Raw genomic sequence first — 21,648 nt, 5'->3', positions numbered from 1 at the left:
GAAAGGAAAACAATTGTGAAACTAAAAGATAATAACTATGGAACGATATAAGATTCGTATAAGAATCGGGTAAGATATACTACTGAAAAGATTGAGATATTACTATCAATCCATTGCTTTACTAATCATAATACGTTTCACCCGGGTGTTTGTTTTGTTCCACCCAGGTTTCCCTTTCGTTCCACCTGGGTATCCGTTTAGTTCTACCCGGGCGGAACGAATCATTCAATATACCAAAGTTATTGAATCTTATATCGCAAAGAAATAGCATTCATTTCAGACCTTTTCTTTTATAAGACCTGTACGATAAGCAACGAGTAACTTCTTCAAATCCTGAATCTGCGTCACCAGTTCTTTTCCCTTATCGGTATCCTTCACCATCATTCGCTGGGAATTAAATTCTAAAACGAAGTTAGTTGATTTAATATCCAAGCCCTCTTCAATGGCTTTTTGACGAGATTGAAACGGTTCATGCTGTACAAGCTGCATACCATGAGAATGATAAACAAGCGTATATCCTGCAATTCCAGTTTCCGGCTGATAGGCTTTGGAGAATCCGCCGTCAATAACGAACAACTTGCCGTTTGCTTTCATCGGTTGTTCCCCCTGAATGGTTTTCACAGGTACATGACCGTTGATAATATGTGAATGAGGGCCTAAAGCACCAAATTCAGCCAGTATTTGGTCACAAATATCTTCCCGGTTGCGCAATGTATAATAATATCCTTTCTTCTCTTTCTGCAACTCTTTGTCGGCGACAAAGTAACGTTCGAAAGTAGCCATCTTATCCTTGTCAAACAAAGGAGCTTCCGGGCCGCACCACATATACCAGATATAATCCATTGCGAATTCCTTATCTTCTTCTCCTTCTTCGTCAAAGTAAGCGGTACGAATCAACTGATCGGCCTTATCGAGCAATTTACGTCCCCAGTATTCTTTTCCCCGTATTTTGACATGCTTGAAGCTACCGTCCTCATTCAAGGGCACGGAAGCATGATAAAGCAGATTGGAATTGGAAACCAAATACATTCCGCCATACGTAAACAGGCAGCGCATATGCTTCTTTAGTTTCTCACTATTCGTAAATGAATAATGAATCTTATCCACCAATTCACGTTCTTCATCCGTCAGACGGTAAGGATTGGCAGGGTCGATGGTCGGGAAGTTCGTATCACGAAGGGCATATTCCTTACCTTCATAGACAAAGACGCCACGCTCAAAGTCAACCTTCTCCAACAGTTTGCGATTTGCCATCCCGAATTCAGGACGACGGTCGATAATCTCGGCTTCCAGTTTAAACTGGATAATAGTGATTGCTTTATGCATCTGCGTAATCAGGCGCAAAGTCTTCTCATTATAGTGAGTATCGGCAAAATTCATTTTCGGCATGAAGATGGAGCAAGGATCATCGGCATAAGTATCCATGGCGAAGGTGGCCAAAGGAAGCAGATTGATTCCGTAACCGTCTTCAAGTGTAGCCAGGTTGCCATAGCGCATTGACATACGAATAACGTTGGCAATGCAACTGTCGTTACCGGAAGCGGCACCCATCCAAAGAATATCATGATTACCCCATTGAATATCAAAGTTGTGATAGTTGCACAAAGTATCCATTATAATATGTGCGCCCGGGCCACGGTCATAGATATCGCCTACAATATGGAGAGAGTCAATCGTCAGACGCTGAATGAGGTTACACATGGCAATAATAAAATCATCCGCACGCTTTGTAGTAATAATCGTGCTGATAATCACATTGATATAAGCATGTTTATTCGGTTCAATGGAAGATTCGTGCAATAACTCCTGTATGATATAAGAAAATTCTGCCGGCAGCGATTTACGAACTTTGGAGCGGGTGTACTTGGACGATACATTCTGACAGACTTTCACCAGTTGGTTCAAAGTAATCAGATACCAGTCGTCCAAATCCTTTTCACGCGTTTTCACCAGTTGAAGTTTTTCTTCAGGGTAGTAAATCAAGGTGCAGATTTCTTTCTTCTCGGCCTCACGGAGAGTATTACCGAATATTTCATTCACTTTACGTTTCACCGCACCCGATGCATTTTTCAGTACATGTTGAAAGGCTTCGTATTCACCATGTATATCTGTCAAAAAATGCTCCGTTCCCTTGGGTAGATTCAAGATAGCCTCCAGGTTAATTATTTCCGTACTTGCGTCGGCAATCGTAGGAAAACTTCGGGAAAGCAGTTGCAGATAGCGAAGGTCGCTCACAATGCTTTCAGGAGTTATATTACTTTGAGCAGTCATTTTATTTTATTACAATTTACTAATTACCAATTACTTTGCTTCCTATGTTCTTTGTTTGGAATCATGTGATTCAATTATTCGTGATAAATATAGTGCTTTTTTATTTATCCGTTCATAATTTTCATATAAAAATTATTTTCAACCAAGTAAGAACATCAACAGCACCTGTGCGATAATCACCCGCAGGAACATACACAACGGATACACTGTCGCATAAGCTACGGACGGATTGTCACCGGGAATTGTATCGTTTACGTAATTCAACGCCATCGGATTCGCCATACTTCCGCATAACATACCGGACACCGTACCAAAGTCTATCTTCATCATCTTGAAAGCTATAAAGCCCACCAAGACTGTCGGGATAATTGTCAATCCGGCTCCCAAAGCAATCCATAACAGACCTTCCGGACGGAATACAGTATCGAAGAAATGTGCTCCGGCATCCAGCCCCAAACAGGCAAGATACATGGAAAGTCCCAATGCACGCAGCATCAGATTCGCGCTACGGGTAGTATAGGTAATCATATGTATCCGCGGTCCGAATGTCCCCAAAAGGATACCGACGATAATCGGGCCACCCGCCAGTCCCAACTTCACAGGAGTACTGACACCCGGAATGGAAAAAGGGATAGCACCCAGCGCCAATCCCAACACAATACCTATAAATATAACCACCAAATTAGGTTCTTTCAAGCTCTTGACCGCATTTCCCAGCACTTTCTCCACATTTTGAATAGCTGCCTTCTCTCCCACTACCGTCAATCGGTCGCCCAACTGAAGTATCAATTCCGGAGTAGCCAGCAATTGCACCCCCGAACGGTATACACGGCTGATATTAATCCCATAATGATTTCTCAACCGGAGTGCACCCAGTTTCTTTCCGTTCAGTTCAGGACGGGTCACGACAATACGCTGAGAAACCAGATCGCTGTCAATCGCATTCCAGTCAATGTCCTCTTTGTTCCAATCCGTATTTTCTTCCTGTTCGCCGAAAAGGACGGTCAAGGCCAAAACATTTTTTTCAGCAGTTATCACCAGCAGGCGGTCTCCTTCTTTCAAAACCTTATCGGAAGTAGGAATACTGACATGCCCGTCCCGCCACAAACGGGAAATAACAAACTTCGGGTAGCTCAGATGAGCTATATCCTTGATGCTCTTATTGAAAATAGCAGGATTGTGCACTTGAAACGCTGCAATATAAGTTTTGTTCGCGTCGTCTTTCTCTTTTATTTCCAAATCTTCCTTGCGAACCAGTATTCTACGAATTAATAAAACGGCAAAAATAACGCCGACTACTCCCATCGGATAGGCTACCGCACACCCCAAGGCTGGCGTGTTACTTTCCATTCCCATCTGTTTCAAAGTCTGCTGCGCAGCTCCCAGCGCCGGAGTATTTGTGGTTGCCCCACAGAGGATACCAACCATATCGGGAAGTGAAACACCTGTGGCATAGCTCGCCACCACCGTCAACAATGTTCCTAGAAAAACTACTCCCAGTGCCAGCATATTCAGCGTCACTCCCCCTTTACGGAAAGAACTGAAGAAACCGGGGCCTACTTGCAGACCGAGGGAATAAACAAATATGACAAGACCGAAACTCTCTGCGTAATTCAACATCTGCGGATCCACCGAAAGTCCGAAATGCCCGGCAAGGATACCCGCAAAAAAAACAAAAGTGACTCCCAGGGAAACTCCCCAGAAATGCACTCTTCCCAAGCCCAAGCCTATCGCCGAAATCAGCGAAAGTACCACAACAGCCTGTAAGGCAGAATGTTCGATAAATAGACTATATAACCACTCCATGTATATTCAAACTAATAGGGCGCAAAGATAAAAACTATTTAGTCCCATTCAAAACTTTTAAGCTTTCATTTCGCGCCCCATGTATGGTCTGATTCTTGTATCCTGAAATCTTATTGGCAACCCTTTTACCGCCTTACCTATTATTTTGTTTTTAATACCTGTGATATTTCTGTCTTAACCTTATTATCCTTTCTCTTTTTACCCGCATATTGACATCCATCAACTTTTCACCTATTGCTTGCTGCTCTTATCTTTTATCTTTTTCCCTGATATTCCACAAAGTTATCCCGTCCGTTCAAATAACCGCTCAATCTGTTACCACCGATATATACATCATCCAGATATGAAACATCGTTCGGAGCATAAGCCATGCGGATAGAAGTCTGTGCGTAATTCTCCCAGCTCCAACGGAAATTATATTCAAACTGTTCCACAGCACCGTTAGGATATTCCACCCGTATATAGTCAATTCCGGTACGGTCTAAGAAGAAATCGAGTTCCTGACGGCAATAATTACCGTCCATATCCCGATAGAAACTTACCCATGTGCGGCTACACAAATCGGCAGAACGATTGTAATATCCTGCGCCATTATTATCGCTATCATAAAAACTGTCAATTTCCACTTCGCAAGAAGTAAAGCTTACCATCAATACAGCCATCAAAGCCAAGCCTAAGTATTTGAATGCGTTCGTTTTCATATTCCTTTATTTTTAATGGTTCATTTATTATTATCTATCATTTATCTTTCGATATGACAAAAGTATAGAATGAATTTTCCTCCTGAAACTGAAAATTCCTACTTGTCGGGAGGAAATCCCCTAAAGCTTCCGAATCTGACGGAGTCTATTTCAAAGAATTCTTGTATCTTTGCCCGTCACTAAAAACACATGAAATCATCTGTCGCATGAAGTCTATCAAGTCCCATATCACCCAATTACTAAAATCTCTCAATGAGGGAGTATTTGAAAAAGAGCATACCATCGCGCTCTCCCTGCTATCTGCTATGGCAGGTGAAAGTATCTTCCTGCTAGGCCCTCCGGGGGTGGCCAAGAGTTTGGTAGCCCGCAGACTCAAACTTGCTTTCAAGGATGCGGATGCTTTCGAGTATCTGATGTCCCGTTTCAGTACGCCGGACGAAATATTCGGCCCTGTATCCATATCCAAATTGAAAGATGAGGACACATATGAACGAATCACCAAAGGATATTTGCCTACGGCCGCCATTGTTTTCCTGGATGAAATATGGAAGGCAGGTCCCGCCATTCAGAATTCACTATTGACGGTTATCAATGAAAAGATATATCGAAACGGACAGTTCACAGTGAGTGTTCCTCTGAAAGCTTTGATTGCCGCTTCCAACGAATTACCCGCCAAAGGTGAAGGACTGGAAGCGTTGTATGACCGCTTCTTGATCCGCCAATTCGTAGGATGCATCGAGCAGGAATACGCTTTCGACCAAATGATTTCTTCTACAAAAGAAATCGAACCCGAAATTCCCGGAAAACTTCAGATAGACGATGAATTATACGCTAAAATACAAGCTGAAAGTGAGAAGGTAGGAATCCACTATACAATCTTCGAACTGATTCACAATATCAAACGGGAAATTGAGCAGTACAATACAGGACGTGATGAAAATACACCGCCGATTTATATATCCGACCGTCGCTGGAAGAAAATTGTGAGCCTGCTCCGCACTTCTGCCTATCTGAATGAGTCTCCAGGAATCCATTTCTCGGATTGTCTCTTAATGACTGCCTGCCTGTGGGACGAAGTATCCCAACTGCCCATTGTTGAAGAAATGGTAGAACAATCCATAGCACGAGGTATCAACACCTATCTGCTAGGTGAAAAAAGGCTGGAACAGAAACTGGATACTCTCAAAGAAAATATGAAATCCGAACATAGTCTGCGTGAAATCAGCGATCCGGGTATTCAGGTAGTAGATACATTCTATTATCGTATCGAAGGTTATCATATCGCTGGTAATCTGCTTATATTTGCCTCAGACTATCAGTCTCTCAAAAAAGACAGTAACCGTTTATTCTATATCCAGCAAGATAAATTCCGTCCTGTCAACAAAATCCTGAAAGCCTATGACTTTGTAAAAAACAGGAACGTCGCACAAAAGAACATCTATTCTCTCCGAAAAGGAAGACGGTCTGTTTTTGTCAACAACCAGGAGTATCCGCTATTATGTTACGATAATTGCGATCCGCTACCTGCACAACAGGATGAAAGTACCCCGTTTGAATTTACCCTGCAAGAAGTCATCGACCTGCTCCAACAAATGGAAACAGAATACAAGACGATTTCAGAACGGGAAACTGCATACACCAAAGAACATCTTTTCTTGAGTTCATCACAGAAAAGCAAGATAAGACGAATCTTAGGAGAAACCGCACATATCATCGAAAACTACCGGAACGAGCTTCGCATCATCGCCCATGCCCATGAACAAGAGAACAGAGAGTATTAGGCTCAAACACCTGCAAGATATTTATTACGAGAAATTGCAGGGAATAGCCTACGATGTGTACGACGAACAGCTACACAACCTGATTATCCGCCCCGAAGAACTGGACACGGATATTCATCTGTATTTTCGTCATACACTACCTTCTTTGCAGGACTTCTACTCCCGCTATGCATCGCAATGGGAATATTTTCACGAAATGGAGGAAGCGTCCGACGCCAAATTTCTCCAATTTCTGAAAAACAGCGCTTATCCTTTTTCCATGAAATACCACCTGATAGACTTGAACGTTAAGTATTACCTCCAGCGTTTCGCCGTAATCAGTACGCGCACGAAAGAATGGAAAGCTCTGCGTGCCATCTTTTTCGAAAAATGGAATACGTTACTCTCGAACAACGAGTTCAACTACCAAATGGAACATATCGAGCAGCTCTGCGATGATTTCTACCGCCGTCAACTGTCACTTTCCAAGAATCTCCCGGTGCGTGGCGGTTCACGTCTCGTCTGGCTACTTCGTAACCATAAACAGATCGCGGAGCAAATCCTTGAATATGAAGAAACAATCAAGCGGAATCCGGTAATTCGCGAATTGCTGGAAATATTAGGAAAGAAACACCAAAGCAGCCGGAAACGTTTCAAAATGACTGCGGGAATCCATCGGGAACAAATCGTATCCCATGCCACACGTAGTGATATTACAGGCATTTGTGAAGGAAACGACTTAAACAGCCTTCTTCCTCTCGAGTACTGCTATCTCGCCGAAAAAAGCCTGCAACCCGTCTTCTTCGAACGTTTCATAGAAAAGCGGCTCCAGGTAATCGACTATCAATCGCACGAAAAACAACCCATCAACGACAAGAAAACAGTAGGAAACGAAGTTTCCGAAGAAGCCGAAGGTCCTTTTATCGTCTGCCTGGATACTTCCGGTTCTATGGCAGGAGAACGGGAAAGAATCGCAAAGTCAACCCTGCTCGCCATCGCCGAACTGACGGAAGTACAACACCGGAAATGTTACATCATCCTTTTCTCCGACGATATTGAATGTATCGAAATCACAGATTTAGGAAGTAGTTTCGACCGACTGGTCGATTTCCTTAGCCAGTCTTTTCATGGTGGCACGGATATGGAACCCGTTATCACTCATGCTTTGCGGAAAATCAGCGAAGAAGGATACATGGAAGCAGACATCATTACCGTATCCGACTTTGAGATGCGTCCCGTCGATAATATGTTGGCTAAAAGCATAGAACGGGCGAAAGCAAAAGAGACAAAGATGTACGCCATTTCCTTGGGTGGCAAAAGCGCCGAAACCAGTTATCTGAAATTATGTGATAAATATTGGGAATATAGTGTTCAAATCGCCGAAAATCTTAATAAAAATAGAATTGAAGAATCAAATATTTAATCAATGTTATAAAACATCTGTTTTTTCTTGTTTTATTTGCTAATTCCACAGAAGTCCGTATATTTGCATTGTGTTTTTCATAGTATTAGATTTAAGGTTAACAAAAGATTGGCTGTCTGGGATAGATAGCCTTTTTTTATGCCCTTTTTTCTGTATTCACATAGCGTCACTATCCCATCCATATAGTTACCCCATCCTACAAGTATACCGTCACTATAATGAACGGATAGCGTCAATATGTTTCAACCCTCTTCCCTTACTACTAAAAAACAAAAGCGTCGAAAAAAAATTCTTCCGTTTAACATTTGAAACATAGCAGGTTATCTCATATCTTCCAAAAACCGTAAAAAAATTCTTGCTAAAAGATTTGCATAGTCAAAAACTTCCCCATATCTTTGCATCGCATTTGAGAGAGAATGTGGTTTCAAGGAAGTTTGGGTGAGTGGCTGAAACCACCAGTTTGCTAAACTGACGTACTCGTAAGGGTACCGCGAGTTCGAATCTCGCAGCTTCCGCTAAATCTCAAAATAAAAAAAGAGCTAAGTTTTAGGACTTAGCTCTTTTTAAATCAATCAAAATTCGGTGGGTTCGTCTAACGGTTAGGACACATGCCTCTCACGCATGTAATACGAGTTCGATTCTCGTACCCACTACTTAAATTAAAAGAGGGAATGTAGTTCTAACTACATTCCCTCTTTTAATTTATAAATCTCAAAGTAAGAATCTTTATCAATCCTCAACCGGACTCTGTCTTCCCGTTTCTGCCCTGCTAAATTTACGAATAAGTTAAAATATAGCTGGCTAAAAGAAAGATTGGAGCGATTATACTCAATATCAAATGTCCAGGTTCTGCGGAAAGAGTCGAAATAGGCAAATGATTGCTCTCCACCTTTACACATGAAGACTTCCGGGAAGGCCGTAGGCGGATATGGTTGAAATAGGCTTGCTAGTTGGGCATAAACATAGTCGACCATCCATTCATCCCCCGACACGGTCAATTCTCCTTTTAAACGGAGTTTGATGGCATAAGCGGTAGTTACATTTGATGAGGTATAGATAGGGATTTGACTTTCTTCCGGATAGTTACCATTCTTGTATCCAATGCTCATTGTTAGTCCGGATTTACCGATTCCATTAAATCCTTCAGCTTCCTTACCTGCCAATTGATTTTTCAGATTAACCATAAACGTCAACTTGCCGAGAGTAGTATCTCCCGGATATTGCGCTATCGTATCCAGTACATAATCATCGGTATTATAACTACGGGCAATCAATTCACCCTTTCCATCTTCCAGAGCCGGGCCACCATTCTCAACGTTCACGTTGCCTACCGGATAATAAATAGCATCATTATCCCTCGCGCAACTACAGAAACAAAGCAGTAATACTGCTACTCCTATTATCTTATTCATTATCGTCTTACATCTTGATTTAAAGGACAAATATACATCTTTTTTGTACCACACTTGATTTATGTCAACCGTTTTTAGTATTTTTGCACACATCAAGACAGAAAAGACATGGATACACTATTAAGAGAAACAGTAAATGCTGTTGTAAACTCCCGTTTCCCTGAGATGAGTATAGAGGGAAGGCGACAGATAGAAAGCATACTGATTCGTGAAGAATTCCCTAAAGGTGCTATCGCGCTAAATGAAGGAGAAGTAGCTCACGAAATCGTATTTGTCGGTAAAGGAATGCTCCGGCAATACTATTATAAAAACGGAAAAGACGTTACCGAACACTTCTCCTATGAAGGATGTATCGTCATGTGTATTGAAAGCTTCCTGAAGCAAGTTCCTACGCGACTGATAGTAGAAACACTGGAACCTAGCATTATCTACCTGTTCCCCCGGGACATGATACAAAAACTGGCAAGAGAAAACTGGGAAATCAATATGTTCTATCAGAAAATACTGGAATATTCCCTGATCGTATCACAGGTTAAAGCAGACTCGTGGCGTTTTGAAGCTGCACGCGAGCGTTATAATCTCCTGCTTGAAACACATCCCGAAATCATCAAACGGGCTCCTTTGGCACACATAGCCTCTTACCTGCTGATGACGCCCGAAACATTGAGCCGCGTACGTTCCGGGGTTCTATAATGACATTCCTGCCTGCGATAACGGAATTTCCCGTTATCGGTTTTTACAGTTATTAGTTTTACCAGTTATTATTTTCCCCGTTGTCAAAACTTTTCATTATCGGCTTTTCCGATATTCCTTGGGAGACATATTCGTATAATGCTTAAAATACTTCCCGAAGAAAGACTGGTTGGCAAAGTTCAGTCGGTCAGCAATCTCCTGTATATTCATACTTGAAGAGTTCAGAAGCGCTTTCGCTTCCAGGATAACAAACTCATCTATCCACTCTCCCACCGTTTTCCCGCTGACCTCTTTCACCACGCCCGACAAATGCTTGGGCGTCAGGCACAACTGATCCGCATAAAACTTCACACTACGTTCAGATTGATAAGATTCGACCAATGATTCATAAAAACGCTCAAAGATATATTCTTTCCTGGTCTTAGTTTTAGGCGAAGCAGTAGCCACAGGAGCATGATTATTAAAGATATTGCAAAGCTCGAAGAAAAAACCCTGCATCAAACCCATTACAGCTTCCCTACGGTATGTACCCTCTTTGTCCCTCAACCGCTTTCTCACAAATACATGATACTCCTTAATCACTTCCTGCTCATGCGGAGTAAGATTAAAGCACGGGTAATCCTTCAGATAGAAAAACAGTGAAAGCATACTCCCCACTTTGGGCAATGTCTCCAATACATTCTTCGACACAGCAAAGAATATACCTTTATAGTCCGGACTGAAATACCGATGCTCGATAATCTGATTCGGCAACGCCACTACCATCACTCCCGGTGACAGCTGAAACTCGCGCAAGCTGATATTGAAAGCCCCTTCGCCCTGCAGGCAAAGCCCTATCGTCAGCACTTCCATTTTGCTGGGGCCATTATACAAGGAAATAACGCTCTCCGTATCGAAGAGCGCTATATCATTATCGACAACATCAATGCTGTTGGAATCTATATGCTTTGAATGAACCACCGAAGAAATCCCAATCTTCGGAACACTTTGAATATCCATACTCTCTCTTTTTTGCGACAAATATATCAGCAATAAATCATATATACAAGTCAAGATAGGATATTACAGGACAAAATGAACATTATTGGCTACTTATTGACCACGCCCGAACAAGTATTCGGAATCACGCTTTGCAGCAGGCACTGTCCACTTCTCCGGGACGAACTTCCACTGGTTCAACGCTTTCGGGTCCATCGTCCCCTTCTTCTCTATGTAATTCATCAGATAGAAACGAAGGTCCTTATCAGTAGAAAAGACAATACGTTCTTTCAATTTCTCTTGAGGAATGCCCGATCCTTTTGTCAGTAATTCTCCACCGCCATTGCCCCGGTAAGAGTTCAACGCCACCTTATAAACCTTATCCAAATGGAAAGGAGAACCATCCGCCATACTGACAATCGTTATCTTTTCCCCTTTCGGTTTGGTGACATCCACCGTATAAATAATGCCCGAAGCCGAATCGAAGTTAAAGCTGAAATTCTGGAAAGAAGCCCTATCCTCCGCACCTTCACGACGTTTCTCCTTGAACCAAAGCAGATGATCGTCCGGCGACTTCATCTGATTAGTCCACATATAATAAGACATTTCCAGGAAATCCTTGATTTCTTTTCCCGACAATGTCATCACATACAACATATTCTCATACTTGTATAAGTTGAACATATCGCTCACGAACACATCTCCCTTCTTTATTTCCGCATCGAACGAAAGCGGAGCAGCAAAGGAAATCTCAGCACCCGTAATATCGAGCTGCAACGTATGTATCAAATCTATAAAAGCAGAAGGGCCGAAGAAAGAAGGATGCGTAGAAATATCCTCGGTAAACGTACCGATTTTCTTGGAAACAAACTTCTGTACATCCTCATATTGCGGAGCAAAACGCTTCATAAAATCCTCGCTGACACCATAATCCTTCGTAGCCGTCAGCACTCCCTGAATATCCTTGCTCAAGACCTTGCCGTCTTTCATCTTAACAGTTACATCTACATTCGACAAGACAACCCCGTTGCTTGCCGGATCAATAATCAGCACCGAATCTCCGGCAACATTCATCACCTTCTTACATTCACGCGCATGGTCGTGCCCCATCAATACCATATCAAATCCCGGCACATTCTTCGCTACATCCAATGACGCATTCTCATTATATTTTCCCGACATCTTGAATGCTTCCTGCCCCGCATGGAACAGCCCGATTACCAAATCCGGGTTTTCCTTTTCACGAATAATCTTCATCCACTTGCGAGCCGTCTCTTCCATATCATCAAAACGTAACCCCTTCCACAGATTTTCCGAGAGCCATGCCGGGATGGCGGGTGTAATCATTCCGAGAACAACGATTTTCACGCCGTCACGTTCCAGTACCTTATAAGGTGGCAGATGCGTCTTTCCCGTAGATGTATCTATGATATTAGCACCGAGCACAGGGAAGTCACAAGTACCAATCCAACGGTCGAACACAGCGCGTCCCGTTTCCACGTCATGGTTGCCCATGTTGCCGGCATCATACTTCATATAATTCATCATCTCTGCACAAAGATGCGGAGACACGGTATCTATGTAATTATAATAATAAGCAGTAGGCTGTCCCTGCAAAATATCCCCGTTGTCCAATAATATCAGGTTATCTTTATACTGCTGACGCTCTTTCTGCACAAACGAATATATTCGTGCAAGACTGCCTTTCCACTCCTGGCGGGTTATGAAATTATAAGGATAATAGTTGCCGTGTACATCGCTTGTCTGTACAATCTTCAGCTTCACCACTTTCTCCTGCGCTGCCACCGACAGCACCAGGCATAGAAGCCACACATAAATTAATGTAATCCGTTTCATTCTTTTTCTATTTTTAGCGGATGCGAGAATACGAACCGAGCCCCACCGGTATAGTCGGGATCAATCCATATAGCACCCTTCCATTTATACACAATCAATTTACAGATAGACAGTCCCAAGCCCGTTCCCTGCGCATACTCATTCAGCTTCTCAAAACGCTCGAACACAAGCCCCTGCTTTTCTTTCGGAATGCCGCATCCCGTGTCCGTCACCGAGAAAACAGCCATTTGCTTCGTCTCATCAATCGAAAAATCCAACGTAATCGTTCCCTTTTTCGTAAACTTATTCGCATTTGAAAGCAGATTGATAATCACCTGCTGCAAACGCTGTACATCCGTCTCCATGCGGTAAGTCTCAATATTGGTAGTAAACAGAAACTGATTATCCGACGACTGCCGCGAGAAACTGACGGAAGCAACCACTTGCCTGCACAACTGCACCACATCGCACTCCCCCCAGGTCAAAGTCACTCGATTAGCTTCCAAACGTGAAAGATCGAGAATATCATTAATCAAGCGCAACAACAAGTCAGAATTCGTTTTGATAATCTGATAATAAGACTGCTGCTCTTCTTCCGTGCTGCCGCCCACAGCCAGCACATCCGAGAATCCGACAATCGAGTTCAACGGCGTCCGTATCTCATGGCTCATATTCGCCAGGAAAGCGCTCTTCAGTCGATTGGACTCTTCCGCCCTATCCTTCGCCACGCGCAAATCCTTCTCCGATTTCAACAACTCATCCTTCAGACGCTTCGTACGGAAATAAAAGAAAAGAGAAATAAACAGTCCCAGCGTCAATACCACAACCAGCGCACAGGCAGACCATATCTGATATGTATACTGCTGATAGAACGAAACCGGCTGATTGACAAGCTGCACATCAAAAGGCAAAGCATTCGGATTCAGCCCCCACTCTTTCATCTTCCGGCTGTCCAGCACAGCTTTGCAACCGATAATCTCCAAATGTTTCTCCACATCCCCTATCTGATTATTCGCCTGATTATCCAGTCGGATGGATTCCATAGCCATTTCTCCGCCCACTTTGCGGTAATCGGGCAGCACGCCACCGATAGCCCAGTACCCCAGGCTCACCGATGACGGTGTAAAAGTCGGGATGGTAGGAGTCGCTTCCATCATCGCGTATGTAGCATTCCGCATGAAATATCCCTCGTTCATATCCACCCGCCAGGTTCCCACCATAATCACCGTATTTTCCGGCAGATTTCTCAATTCTTCAACAATCGTGTAAATCGTATGCTTTCGCCCGTCCATCAGAATCAAGTCCAGGTCAGGAAATTTCTCCATCTCCTTTCGCACCAGAGCCTGCATCGTCACTCCGCCGTAGGTATTATCCGAGATAAAAGCGATGTGCTCCGTCTTCGGATAAAAAGCCTGAATCATGCGGACATTATCCTCAATATTATACTGGTTGATAAATCCCGACTTCAGTTCGGGAATATTCAGATGATCGTCAAATATATCGACCGAACCGGGCATCCAGCTATCGAGATTCTTCACTGTGTCCTTCGGCAGAATCACCACATTGCTACTGACCAAGCTACATATCACCGGCACTTTGACCTGCATCGAATCCCTCTGCGACAAATAAGCAGCCCACGCTTCCTGCCCTAACAAGACAATCTGCGCCGGATGATTCTCTCCCTTATATTTAGAAAGAATCTGCGTCATCATATCGCTCCACAAAGGAGATTCCGAGAAACTCTTGCAGTTCATGTTTTCGATGATAATATCCCGTTTTCCGCCCAACTTATTATATTCTTCCATATAGTCTGAAATAGTTACCGAAGTCTGGTGCGCAGCGGGATTATAGGAACAGATAATCAGAATCGGTTTCCTGTCTTTGGAGGCAGCAGAGATCTCCATTGACTGTATGAGCCAAAGGGAAAAGATCAAAAGACATCCTAAATATCTCAGCATAATCATGCAGTTTTGATGTGTCAATTCTTTTATTTGAGCTGCAAATATACTAAAACTTGTCGGGTTTTATGATATTTATATGTATTTTTGTCGCTCATTCATTTTCAAAAAAACTGTTTATGGAATTATTTCACAAGATGATTTCCGGCCTGTTGGGTATTCCGGAAAGACAAATAAGCAGCACTCTTCATCTCCTGGGCGAAGGTGCCACTATTCCTTTTATCAGCCGCTACCGTAAAGAAGCTACGGGCGGGCTCGATGAAGTTCAGATAGAGCAAATCAAGGAGCAACACGATAAGTTGTGCGACATATCCAAGCGCAAAGAGACGATTCTCAGCACCATCACCGAACAGGGAAAGCTGACCGCCGAGTTGGAAAAACGTATCAACGACACCTGGAATCCGACGGAACTGGAAGACATCTACCTTCCCTACAAACCCAAACGGAAGACACGTGCCGAAGCAGCCCGTCAGAAAGGACTGGAGCCACTTGCCACTCTTCTGATGCTGCAAAGAGAAAACAATCTCGACGCCCGTGCCGCCGCCTTTGTCAAAGGTGAAGTGAAAGATGTGGAAGATGCCTTGAAAGGTGCGCGTGACATCATCGCCGAACAAGTGAACGAAGACGAGCGTGCCCGCAACGCTGTGCGTAATCAATTCAGCCGCCAGGCGGAAATCAGTGCCAAAGTAGTGAAAGGCAAAGAGGAAGAAGCCTCTAAATACCAAGATTATTTCAACTTCTCCGAACCCTTGAAACGCTGCACTTCCCACCGCCTGCTCGCCATCCGCCGGGCAGAATCGGAAGGACTGCTGAAAGTCTCCATCACTCCGGACGACGAAGCATGCATCGAACGCCTGGAACGCCAGTTCGTACGTGGCAACAACGAATGTAGCCGACAAGTGAACGAAGCCACCATCGACGCCTACAAACGCCTGCTCAAACCTTCCATCGAAACGGAATTTGCCGCCCAGTCGAAAGAGAAAGCGGACGATGAAGCCATTCGCGTTTTTGCCGAAAACCTTCGCCAGTTACTTCTCGCAGCGCCTTTAGGACAGAAACGGGTGCTCGCCATCGACCCCGGATTCCGTACCGGATGTAAAATCGTTTGTCTCGACGCACAAGGTAATTTATTGCATAACGAGAATATTTACCCGCATCCGCCTGTCAACAAAACCAGTGAAGCGGCATCCAAACTCCGCAAGATGATTGAAGCCTATCAGATAGAAGCAATCTCCATCGGCAACGGAACGGCAAGCCGCGAAACGGAAGATTTCATCAGCCGCCAGAGCTTCGACCGCCAAATTCCCGTGTTTGTAGTCAGCGAGCAGGGAGCTTCCATTTATTCGGCTTCCAAAATCGCCCGTGACGAATTTCCCGAATATGACGTGACAGTCAGAGGAGCTATTTCTATCGGACGGCGGTTGATGGACCCATTGGCCGAATTAGTAAAGATAGACCCCAAATCCATCGGAGTCGGTCAATATCAGCATGATGTAGACCAGACGAAGCTGAAGAAAGCACTCGACCAGACCGTAGAAAACTGCGTGAATCTCGTCGGAGTCAACCTGAACACGGCAAGCAGCCATCTGCTGACTTATATATCCGGTCTGGGCCCGCAACTGGCACAGAACATCGTCAACTACCGGGCGGAAAACGGAGCTTTCAGTTCACGCAAAGAACTGATGAAAGTCCCGCGCATGGGAGCAAAAGCCTTTGAGCAATGTGCCGGTTTCCTTCGTATCCCCGGAGCAAAAAGCCCGCTGGACAACACAGCCGTGCATCCCGAAAGTTACCACATCGTGGAGCAGATGGCAAAAGACCTGAAATGCACTGTCGATGAATTGATAGCCAACAAGGAGCTCCGTCAGAAAATTACCATCTCCGACTACATCACCCCCACCGTCGGCCTGCCTACGTTACAAGACATCATGCAAGAGCTCGACAAACCGGGACGTGACCCGCGTAAAGCCATCAAAGTATTTGAATTTGACAAAAACGTGCGCACCATAGCCGATCTCCGCGAAGGGATGATTCTTCCGGGCATCGTAGGTAATATCACAAATTTCGGTGCTTTCGTTGATATAGGTATCAAGGAGAATGGTCTTGTACATCTCTCCCAAATGGCCGAACGGTTCATCTCCGACCCGACAGAAATCGTATCTATCCATCAGCACGTCATGGTGAGAGTGATGAACGTAGATACCGACCGGAAACGGATTCAGCTTAGCATGATCGGGGTACCGCAAGACTGATTGCCTCTCTCTTCTCACCCCACCAAACTATCAGAATCGTAAACACTATCATAAGTACTGTACAAATGAGCGAGCCTTCAAAACCGAAGGCTCCGCCATTCAGTACATTTTCTTCGGGCATCTCCAACGTCAGCATGGTAGACATGAAATTATTCCCGCTCACCTGATAACCCAGAATCGGGCCTTGTATCCAGTTCCAGAAAAGATGCAATGAAATGGGGAAACAAAGATTCCGCGTATATAAATAGGAAGCTCCCAGCAACATACCTGCCAACACAAGATTTACCATCGGCAGGAAATCTATCTCCGGATTAAAAATATGCAGTAAGGCGAATAATGCCGCCGAGATGAACAGAGACAGAAATTTATTCAGGCGGGTATGCAGCAAACGTCCGAGGATATACCCCCGCATCAGAATTTCCTCAAACAACGCGACTAACAGAAAAAACAGAAACGACCCCAGTAAATCCAACGGCTTAAACTGAAAACCGGTCACTTCCACTTCGCCCATAAGCAAGGATAGTCCGAAACCCACAAAGTACAACAAAAAAGCCATCAGAAATCCATACCACAGCCCCTTGGCATGCCCTTTGACAGACAATCCCAAATCGGCAAACGGCCGTCGTTCCAACCGTAATAGAATGAAAGCAGCAGTAAGAACAGCCAGCAGCATACTGCCTTCCAGCAGAATATACCCCACCATCCCCGGATGACGAGCTTCCACACCAAGAACCAATGACAAGAACCCTTGAGTTAGTGTACCGTACAATCCCATAAATATAAGAAACACCACAATAAACAGTGGGATACACACCCATACAGGAAGTCCCTTAGGCTCTTTTTTTTCTACAATGTTGTCTGCCGTCATTTTTACAATTTGTTAATCCGGCTACAAAATTAGATATAAAACATAAAAAAACATCATGTAATCTCTATTTTTCCTATATTTGTCAGAACAAATCCGCAAAATTATGAAAATTAAACTACTATTAATAAGCTTCTTATTGGCTGCCAACTCATTAGGAGCCGCAGCCCAAGTGAGTAAAACCTATTATGTAAGCAAGCCGGGAACACTGATTTCCATGATGACGGAGGACGAAGCAAACAGCGTCACCCACCTCACCTTGACCGGAAAATTGAATGCCGAAGATTTCAAACATCTACGTGACGAATTCGATAATCTGAAAGTATTGGATATTTCGAACGCTGAAATAAAAATGTATAGTGGAAAAGCCGGCACTTACCCTAACGGAAAATTCTACATTTATATGCCGAACTTTATTCCTGCCTATGCTTTCTCCAATGTAGTGGAGGGTGTGACTAAAGGTAAGCAGACTCTGGAAAAGGTGATTCTCTCCGAAAAGACCAAGAACATCGAGGACGCCGCCTTCAAAGGATGCGAGAATCTGAAAATCTGTCAGATTCGTAAAAAGACACCTCCCAACTTATTGCCGGAAGCTTTGGCTGACAGCGTTACCGCTATCTTCGTTCCGCTGGGTAGCAGCGATGCTTATCGCTACAAGGACAGATGGCAGAATTTTGCTTTCATCGAAGGTGAACCGATAGAGGCTACTTTGCAAGTAGGACTAATGGGCAAACTGGAAGAAGAGATTCTGAAAGCAGGATTACAGCCCCGTGACATCAACTTCCTGACTGTTGAAGGTAAACTGGACAATGCTGACTTCAAACTGATTCGTGACTATATGCCTAATTTGGTATCAGTTGATATTTCCAAGACAAACGCTACGGCTATCCCCGATTTCACTTTCTCACAGAAGAAGTATCTGTTGAATATGAAATTACCGCATAATTTGAAATCTATCGGACAGCGTGTATTTAGTAACTGTGGTCGCCTGTGTGGCACGCTGGAACTTCCGGCCAGTGTGACGGCTATTGAGTTCGGTGCATTTATGGGATGTGATAATCTGCGTTATGTATTGGCTGCGGGGGATAAGATTACAACGCTGGGCGACAGTCTGTTTGGAGATGGGGTGCCGAGTAAGTTGATTTATAAGAAATAAGAAAAAAAGAAATCCCCTGATATAAACTGGTTATTAGTCAGTTTATATCAGGGGAAAATATTCATCTATTATTTATTCGTCAGGCAAATAATTGCTTCTTTCTTCTGGATGGTCTTCAAGATACTTTTTTATAAAATCAGGTAACCATTCATACGGAGTAAGAGAATCATATAATTCTTCCTGAATAAACTTCTGAAGTTCTTTATGGTCTCCCTTCATCAATACTCCATTTAAAAGAACTCTTCGACCATAATTTCCAATACAGACTTTAATATCAGGTCTCCTTTCGCCATTTATAGGTTATAGTCTCACAAGTGAACTTACTCTAAGATCATAATTCGAATTAGGATTAATCGGTTTTGAGCGATTAATTATATCCACAAATCGCTCGATAATCTTTCTATCACTAATAATTATTTTATGATGATCGTCCATTAGTACAACATCTATACAATCTGTAATAGCATTACTTGTATCTATATCTCCTACAAACCAGAAGTGAATGGATTCCACTTCATTACTATCAATCATAATCTGATTACTTTTGCATGCTGTCGCCAATAACAACAATAAAAATAATGAGCCACAAAAATAACTATTGTTCAAGCTCAGATGTCCATGTCGGTTTCTTTCTTTTTTCATATACTTGTGTTTTTTGTTTATCAATTACATTTGAAGTAACTCCTTTCGTTATAACAGTTCTTCCATAATGGTTTCTTCTTGTAACCTGCCCGGGACGAGTATCTCCATTGGCGCGTGCTGTTTTCTGTTCAGAACCGGTTATCACTCTTCTTTCTTCTTTTGTGTCATACTGTAAATCACTATCTTTCACCCTGTTTACTTCATACGCTTCAGGATTTGTTTTATGTTCTAAAGCATGATCCGCTTCATGATCAAATATGGTAGCGGGAGATCTTACAGTTCCATTATCATTCTGAGATCCCCATTCACTATTCCAATAAATAGTTCCATGGGAAGCATCAGGGCTATATTGATCTCTCAGTGTCGCTTCCGTCACATTCACCTTTATACCTGTATTCTCCACAATTGCCACCGTTGAAGCCCCACCTCCATTACCCGCCTTAATGCCATTTGCCTTATTATACTGGTATGCAGTGACAACCGACCGGACAAAAGGATTTGAATGAGTTACATTACCGCCGCTATATGTATACGATGAACGATTATTATTATACCAGATTACAATCGTCCGCCCATCCGGATCTATATTCTTAACCGGATTATTCGCGCAATAGCCATAAGGGCTTATCCCATAATACTTCTCCGCCATCGGATCCACCGCATTCCATCTACCCAATGCCGCATCATAATGCCTTGCCCCATAATCATACCAATTGAGACCGATGTTGGTATCCAGTTCTTTTCCGTTGTACTTGTACGCTTGTTTCTGCATACCCGTACTTTCTCCGAACAAACCTCCGAACGGGTAATAATGGTTCACCTCTTCCTTAATACCGTCCTGTCTGATCACCATCCGGTTGTTCCCCTGGTGGTCTTGCAGAAAATAATGATATACCGGGACACCGTTCTCAAAAGTTACAAACCCTTCCTCTGTCAATACTTTATGGAGCACATTGTTGTCATAGAGCACATTGCCACAGTAATCAGTAACATTCTCTATACTATCTTTATGAATCACCTGAAATTTACTTCCTTCGCCTCCATAACGGTAATATATGCAATGCTTCTTGTTGACAATCACTGTGTCCGGCAAATTTAAGTAATTATATTGAATCGAAACAAGATTCTTATTCAAATCTTTAATTAAATCACCGTTGACATCATAGAGATGATAATTTATATGTGAGAAAATTTATTAGTCAAACTAGCTATAAAAAAATAGTAATACCCTGATATGGATTGATTTTTATTCAACCTATATCAGGGCAAGATTCCTCTAAGCAAAGACACAAGAATTATACTATAGTATCCTGTCTATACCTATTTTGAACAATTTTAAGAACAGGTAGAATATACATTAGGACATTGCATATCGGGAGACATCCATCCCATATAGGTTTTACCATGCAGTATCCTCTTTACTTTTAGCCACTCACCTTGACAATCAATAACTGTATACATTTCCGGATCATATTCCTGTATGATACTTTGTACCGCAGATTTATCATTAGGCGAACTATATAGTTTTAATCCGCCGTTATAGGCTCTAGAATATATTCCAATATGACTATCAATATTAATCCAACCATGAGGATAGACTAAATCAATGGTATAAGCTTTTATATGAATCATCTTTCCTTTTTTCTTAGTTATTTCAAAATGAATGAAAGACTCATTTGCAAAATCATGCTTCATATATGTAATGACTTTACCATCAGGTTTATCATATAATGGTATTGGACCCTTATATTCAATGTCTATAAAAGCAGCAGAGTTACAAGAACATTCTTCTTCCGTTTTTTGAGCATACACGCTAATTCCACAAAGAAGGATGACAACCAATAAAAATATCCTTTTCATATGCATTAATTATAGTTTTCCAAATTTCTTCACAA

Annotated in this window: 17 protein-coding genes and 2 tRNA genes; 7 read left to right on the top strand and 12 right to left on the bottom strand. The window is 42.9% G+C overall.

The window, feature by feature from the left end; all coding sequences use genetic code 11:
* Positions 1-276: 276 nt before the first annotated feature.
* The 3 genes from HC965_RS13185 to HC965_RS13175 all read right to left on the bottom strand — a co-directional run bounded on the left by HC965_RS13185 (position 277) and on the right by HC965_RS13175 (position 4,778).
* Positions 277-2,271, bottom strand: a complete 1,995-nt coding sequence (locus HC965_RS13185; protein WP_191031881.1) for a fructose-1,6-bisphosphatase — start codon at positions 2,269-2,271, stop codon at positions 277-279.
* Positions 2,272-2,409: 138 nt separating this feature from the next.
* Positions 2,410-4,077, bottom strand: coding sequence for a putative transporter (locus tag HC965_RS13180; RefSeq protein WP_191031880.1), 1,668 nt, complete (start codon positions 4,075-4,077; stop codon positions 2,410-2,412).
* A 254-nt stretch (positions 4,078-4,331) separates the two neighbouring features.
* Positions 4,332-4,778: a hypothetical protein gene (locus HC965_RS13175; RefSeq protein WP_191031879.1), complete on the bottom strand. Its 447-nt coding sequence runs from the start codon at positions 4,776-4,778 to the stop codon at positions 4,332-4,334.
* A gap of 206 nt (positions 4,779-4,984) precedes the next feature.
* Between HC965_RS13175 and HC965_RS13170 the strand changes: the two genes are divergently transcribed.
* The 4 genes from HC965_RS13170 (at position 4,985) to HC965_RS13155 (ending at position 8,614) form a co-directional block, all read left to right on the top strand.
* Complete coding sequence (locus tag HC965_RS13170; protein ID WP_191031878.1) at positions 4,985-6,559, top strand: AAA family ATPase; 1,575 nt, start codon at positions 4,985-4,987, stop codon at positions 6,557-6,559.
* Positions 6,534-7,961: a VWA domain-containing protein gene (locus HC965_RS13165; protein ID WP_191031877.1), complete on the top strand. Its 1,428-nt coding sequence runs from the start codon at positions 6,534-6,536 to the stop codon at positions 7,959-7,961. Before HC965_RS13170 ends, HC965_RS13165 begins: the two co-directional genes overlap by 26 nt.
* A 428-nt stretch (positions 7,962-8,389) precedes the next feature.
* Positions 8,390-8,476: transfer RNA gene (locus HC965_RS13160), tRNA-Ser, on the top strand.
* A gap of 66 nt (positions 8,477-8,542) precedes the next feature.
* Positions 8,543-8,614: transfer RNA gene (locus HC965_RS13155), tRNA-Glu, on the top strand.
* A gap of 30 nt (positions 8,615-8,644) precedes the next feature.
* Here HC965_RS13155 and HC965_RS13150 read toward each other — a convergent pair.
* Complete coding sequence (locus HC965_RS13150; protein WP_191031876.1) at positions 8,645-9,466, bottom strand: DUF3845 domain-containing protein; 822 nt, start codon at positions 9,464-9,466, stop codon at positions 8,645-8,647.
* Between the two features lie 15 nt (positions 9,467-9,481).
* Between HC965_RS13150 and HC965_RS13145 the strand changes: the two genes are divergently transcribed.
* Complete coding sequence (locus tag HC965_RS13145) at positions 9,482-10,066, top strand: Crp/Fnr family transcriptional regulator (protein ID WP_191031875.1); 585 nt, start codon at positions 9,482-9,484, stop codon at positions 10,064-10,066.
* A 96-nt stretch (positions 10,067-10,162) separates the two neighbouring features.
* Here the strand turns inward: HC965_RS13145 and HC965_RS13140 are convergent, their stop codons facing one another.
* The 3 genes from HC965_RS13140 to HC965_RS13130 all read right to left on the bottom strand — a co-directional run bounded on the left by HC965_RS13140 (position 10,163) and on the right by HC965_RS13130 (position 14,838).
* Positions 10,163-11,065, bottom strand: coding sequence for an AraC family transcriptional regulator (locus HC965_RS13140; RefSeq protein ID WP_191031874.1), 903 nt, complete (start codon positions 11,063-11,065; stop codon positions 10,163-10,165).
* 93 nt (positions 11,066-11,158) lie between these two features.
* Positions 11,159-12,901 (bottom strand): bifunctional UDP-sugar hydrolase/5'-nucleotidase, encoded by a 1,743-nt coding sequence (locus tag HC965_RS13135; RefSeq protein WP_191031873.1) that lies wholly within the window; start codon positions 12,899-12,901, stop codon positions 11,159-11,161.
* A complete protein-coding gene (locus HC965_RS13130) occupies positions 12,898-14,838 on the bottom strand; it encodes a HAMP domain-containing sensor histidine kinase (protein ID WP_191031872.1) in 1,941 nt (646 codons plus the stop codon). Before HC965_RS13130 ends, HC965_RS13135 begins: the two co-directional genes overlap by 4 nt.
* A gap of 119 nt (positions 14,839-14,957) precedes the next feature.
* Here HC965_RS13130 and HC965_RS13125 point away from each other — a divergent pair, with 119 nt between their 5' ends.
* A complete protein-coding gene (locus HC965_RS13125; RefSeq protein ID WP_191031871.1) occupies positions 14,958-17,090 on the top strand; it encodes a Tex family protein in 2,133 nt (710 codons plus the stop codon).
* Here the strand turns inward: HC965_RS13125 and HC965_RS13120 are convergent.
* Positions 17,062-17,958, bottom strand: a complete 897-nt coding sequence (locus HC965_RS13120) for a CPBP family intramembrane glutamic endopeptidase (RefSeq protein WP_191031870.1) — start codon at positions 17,956-17,958, stop codon at positions 17,062-17,064. The two genes, HC965_RS13125 and HC965_RS13120, sit on opposite strands and share 29 nt — an antisense overlap.
* 103 nt (positions 17,959-18,061) lie before the next feature.
* Here HC965_RS13120 and HC965_RS13115 point away from each other — a divergent pair, with 103 nt between their 5' ends.
* Complete coding sequence (locus HC965_RS13115; RefSeq protein WP_191031869.1) at positions 18,062-19,111, top strand: leucine-rich repeat protein; 1,050 nt, start codon at positions 18,062-18,064, stop codon at positions 19,109-19,111.
* 72 nt (positions 19,112-19,183) lie between these two features.
* Here HC965_RS13115 and HC965_RS26695 read toward each other — a convergent pair whose 3' ends face one another.
* The 4 genes from HC965_RS26695 to HC965_RS13100 all read right to left on the bottom strand — a co-directional run bounded on the left by HC965_RS26695 (position 19,184) and on the right by HC965_RS13100 (position 21,613).
* Positions 19,184-19,330 carry a hypothetical protein gene (locus tag HC965_RS26695; RefSeq protein ID WP_223854866.1) on the bottom strand — a complete coding sequence of 49 codons (147 nt, stop codon included), beginning with the start codon at positions 19,328-19,330 and terminating at the stop codon, positions 19,184-19,186.
* Positions 19,331-19,411: 81 nt separating this feature from the next.
* Entirely contained in the window at positions 19,412-19,753 is a 342-nt protein-coding gene (locus HC965_RS26690) for a hypothetical protein (protein ID WP_223854864.1), read from the bottom strand.
* Positions 19,707-20,888, bottom strand: coding sequence for an RHS repeat-associated core domain-containing protein (locus HC965_RS13105; protein WP_223854863.1), 1,182 nt, complete (start codon positions 20,886-20,888; stop codon positions 19,707-19,709). Before HC965_RS13105 ends, HC965_RS26690 begins: the two co-directional genes overlap by 47 nt.
* Before the next feature lie 200 nt (positions 20,889-21,088).
* Positions 21,089-21,613 carry a hypothetical protein gene (locus HC965_RS13100; protein WP_191031868.1) on the bottom strand — a complete coding sequence of 175 codons (525 nt, stop codon included), beginning with the start codon at positions 21,611-21,613 and terminating at the stop codon, positions 21,089-21,091.
* Positions 21,614-21,648 lie beyond the last annotated feature (35 nt).

Source organism: Bacteroides sp. GM023, from assembly GCF_014750685.1.
Taxonomy (GTDB): domain Bacteria; phylum Bacteroidota; class Bacteroidia; order Bacteroidales; family Bacteroidaceae; genus Bacteroides.
The sequence above is the reverse complement of the archived record's forward strand: the minus strand, read 5'-3'. Positions and strand labels throughout refer to the sequence as shown.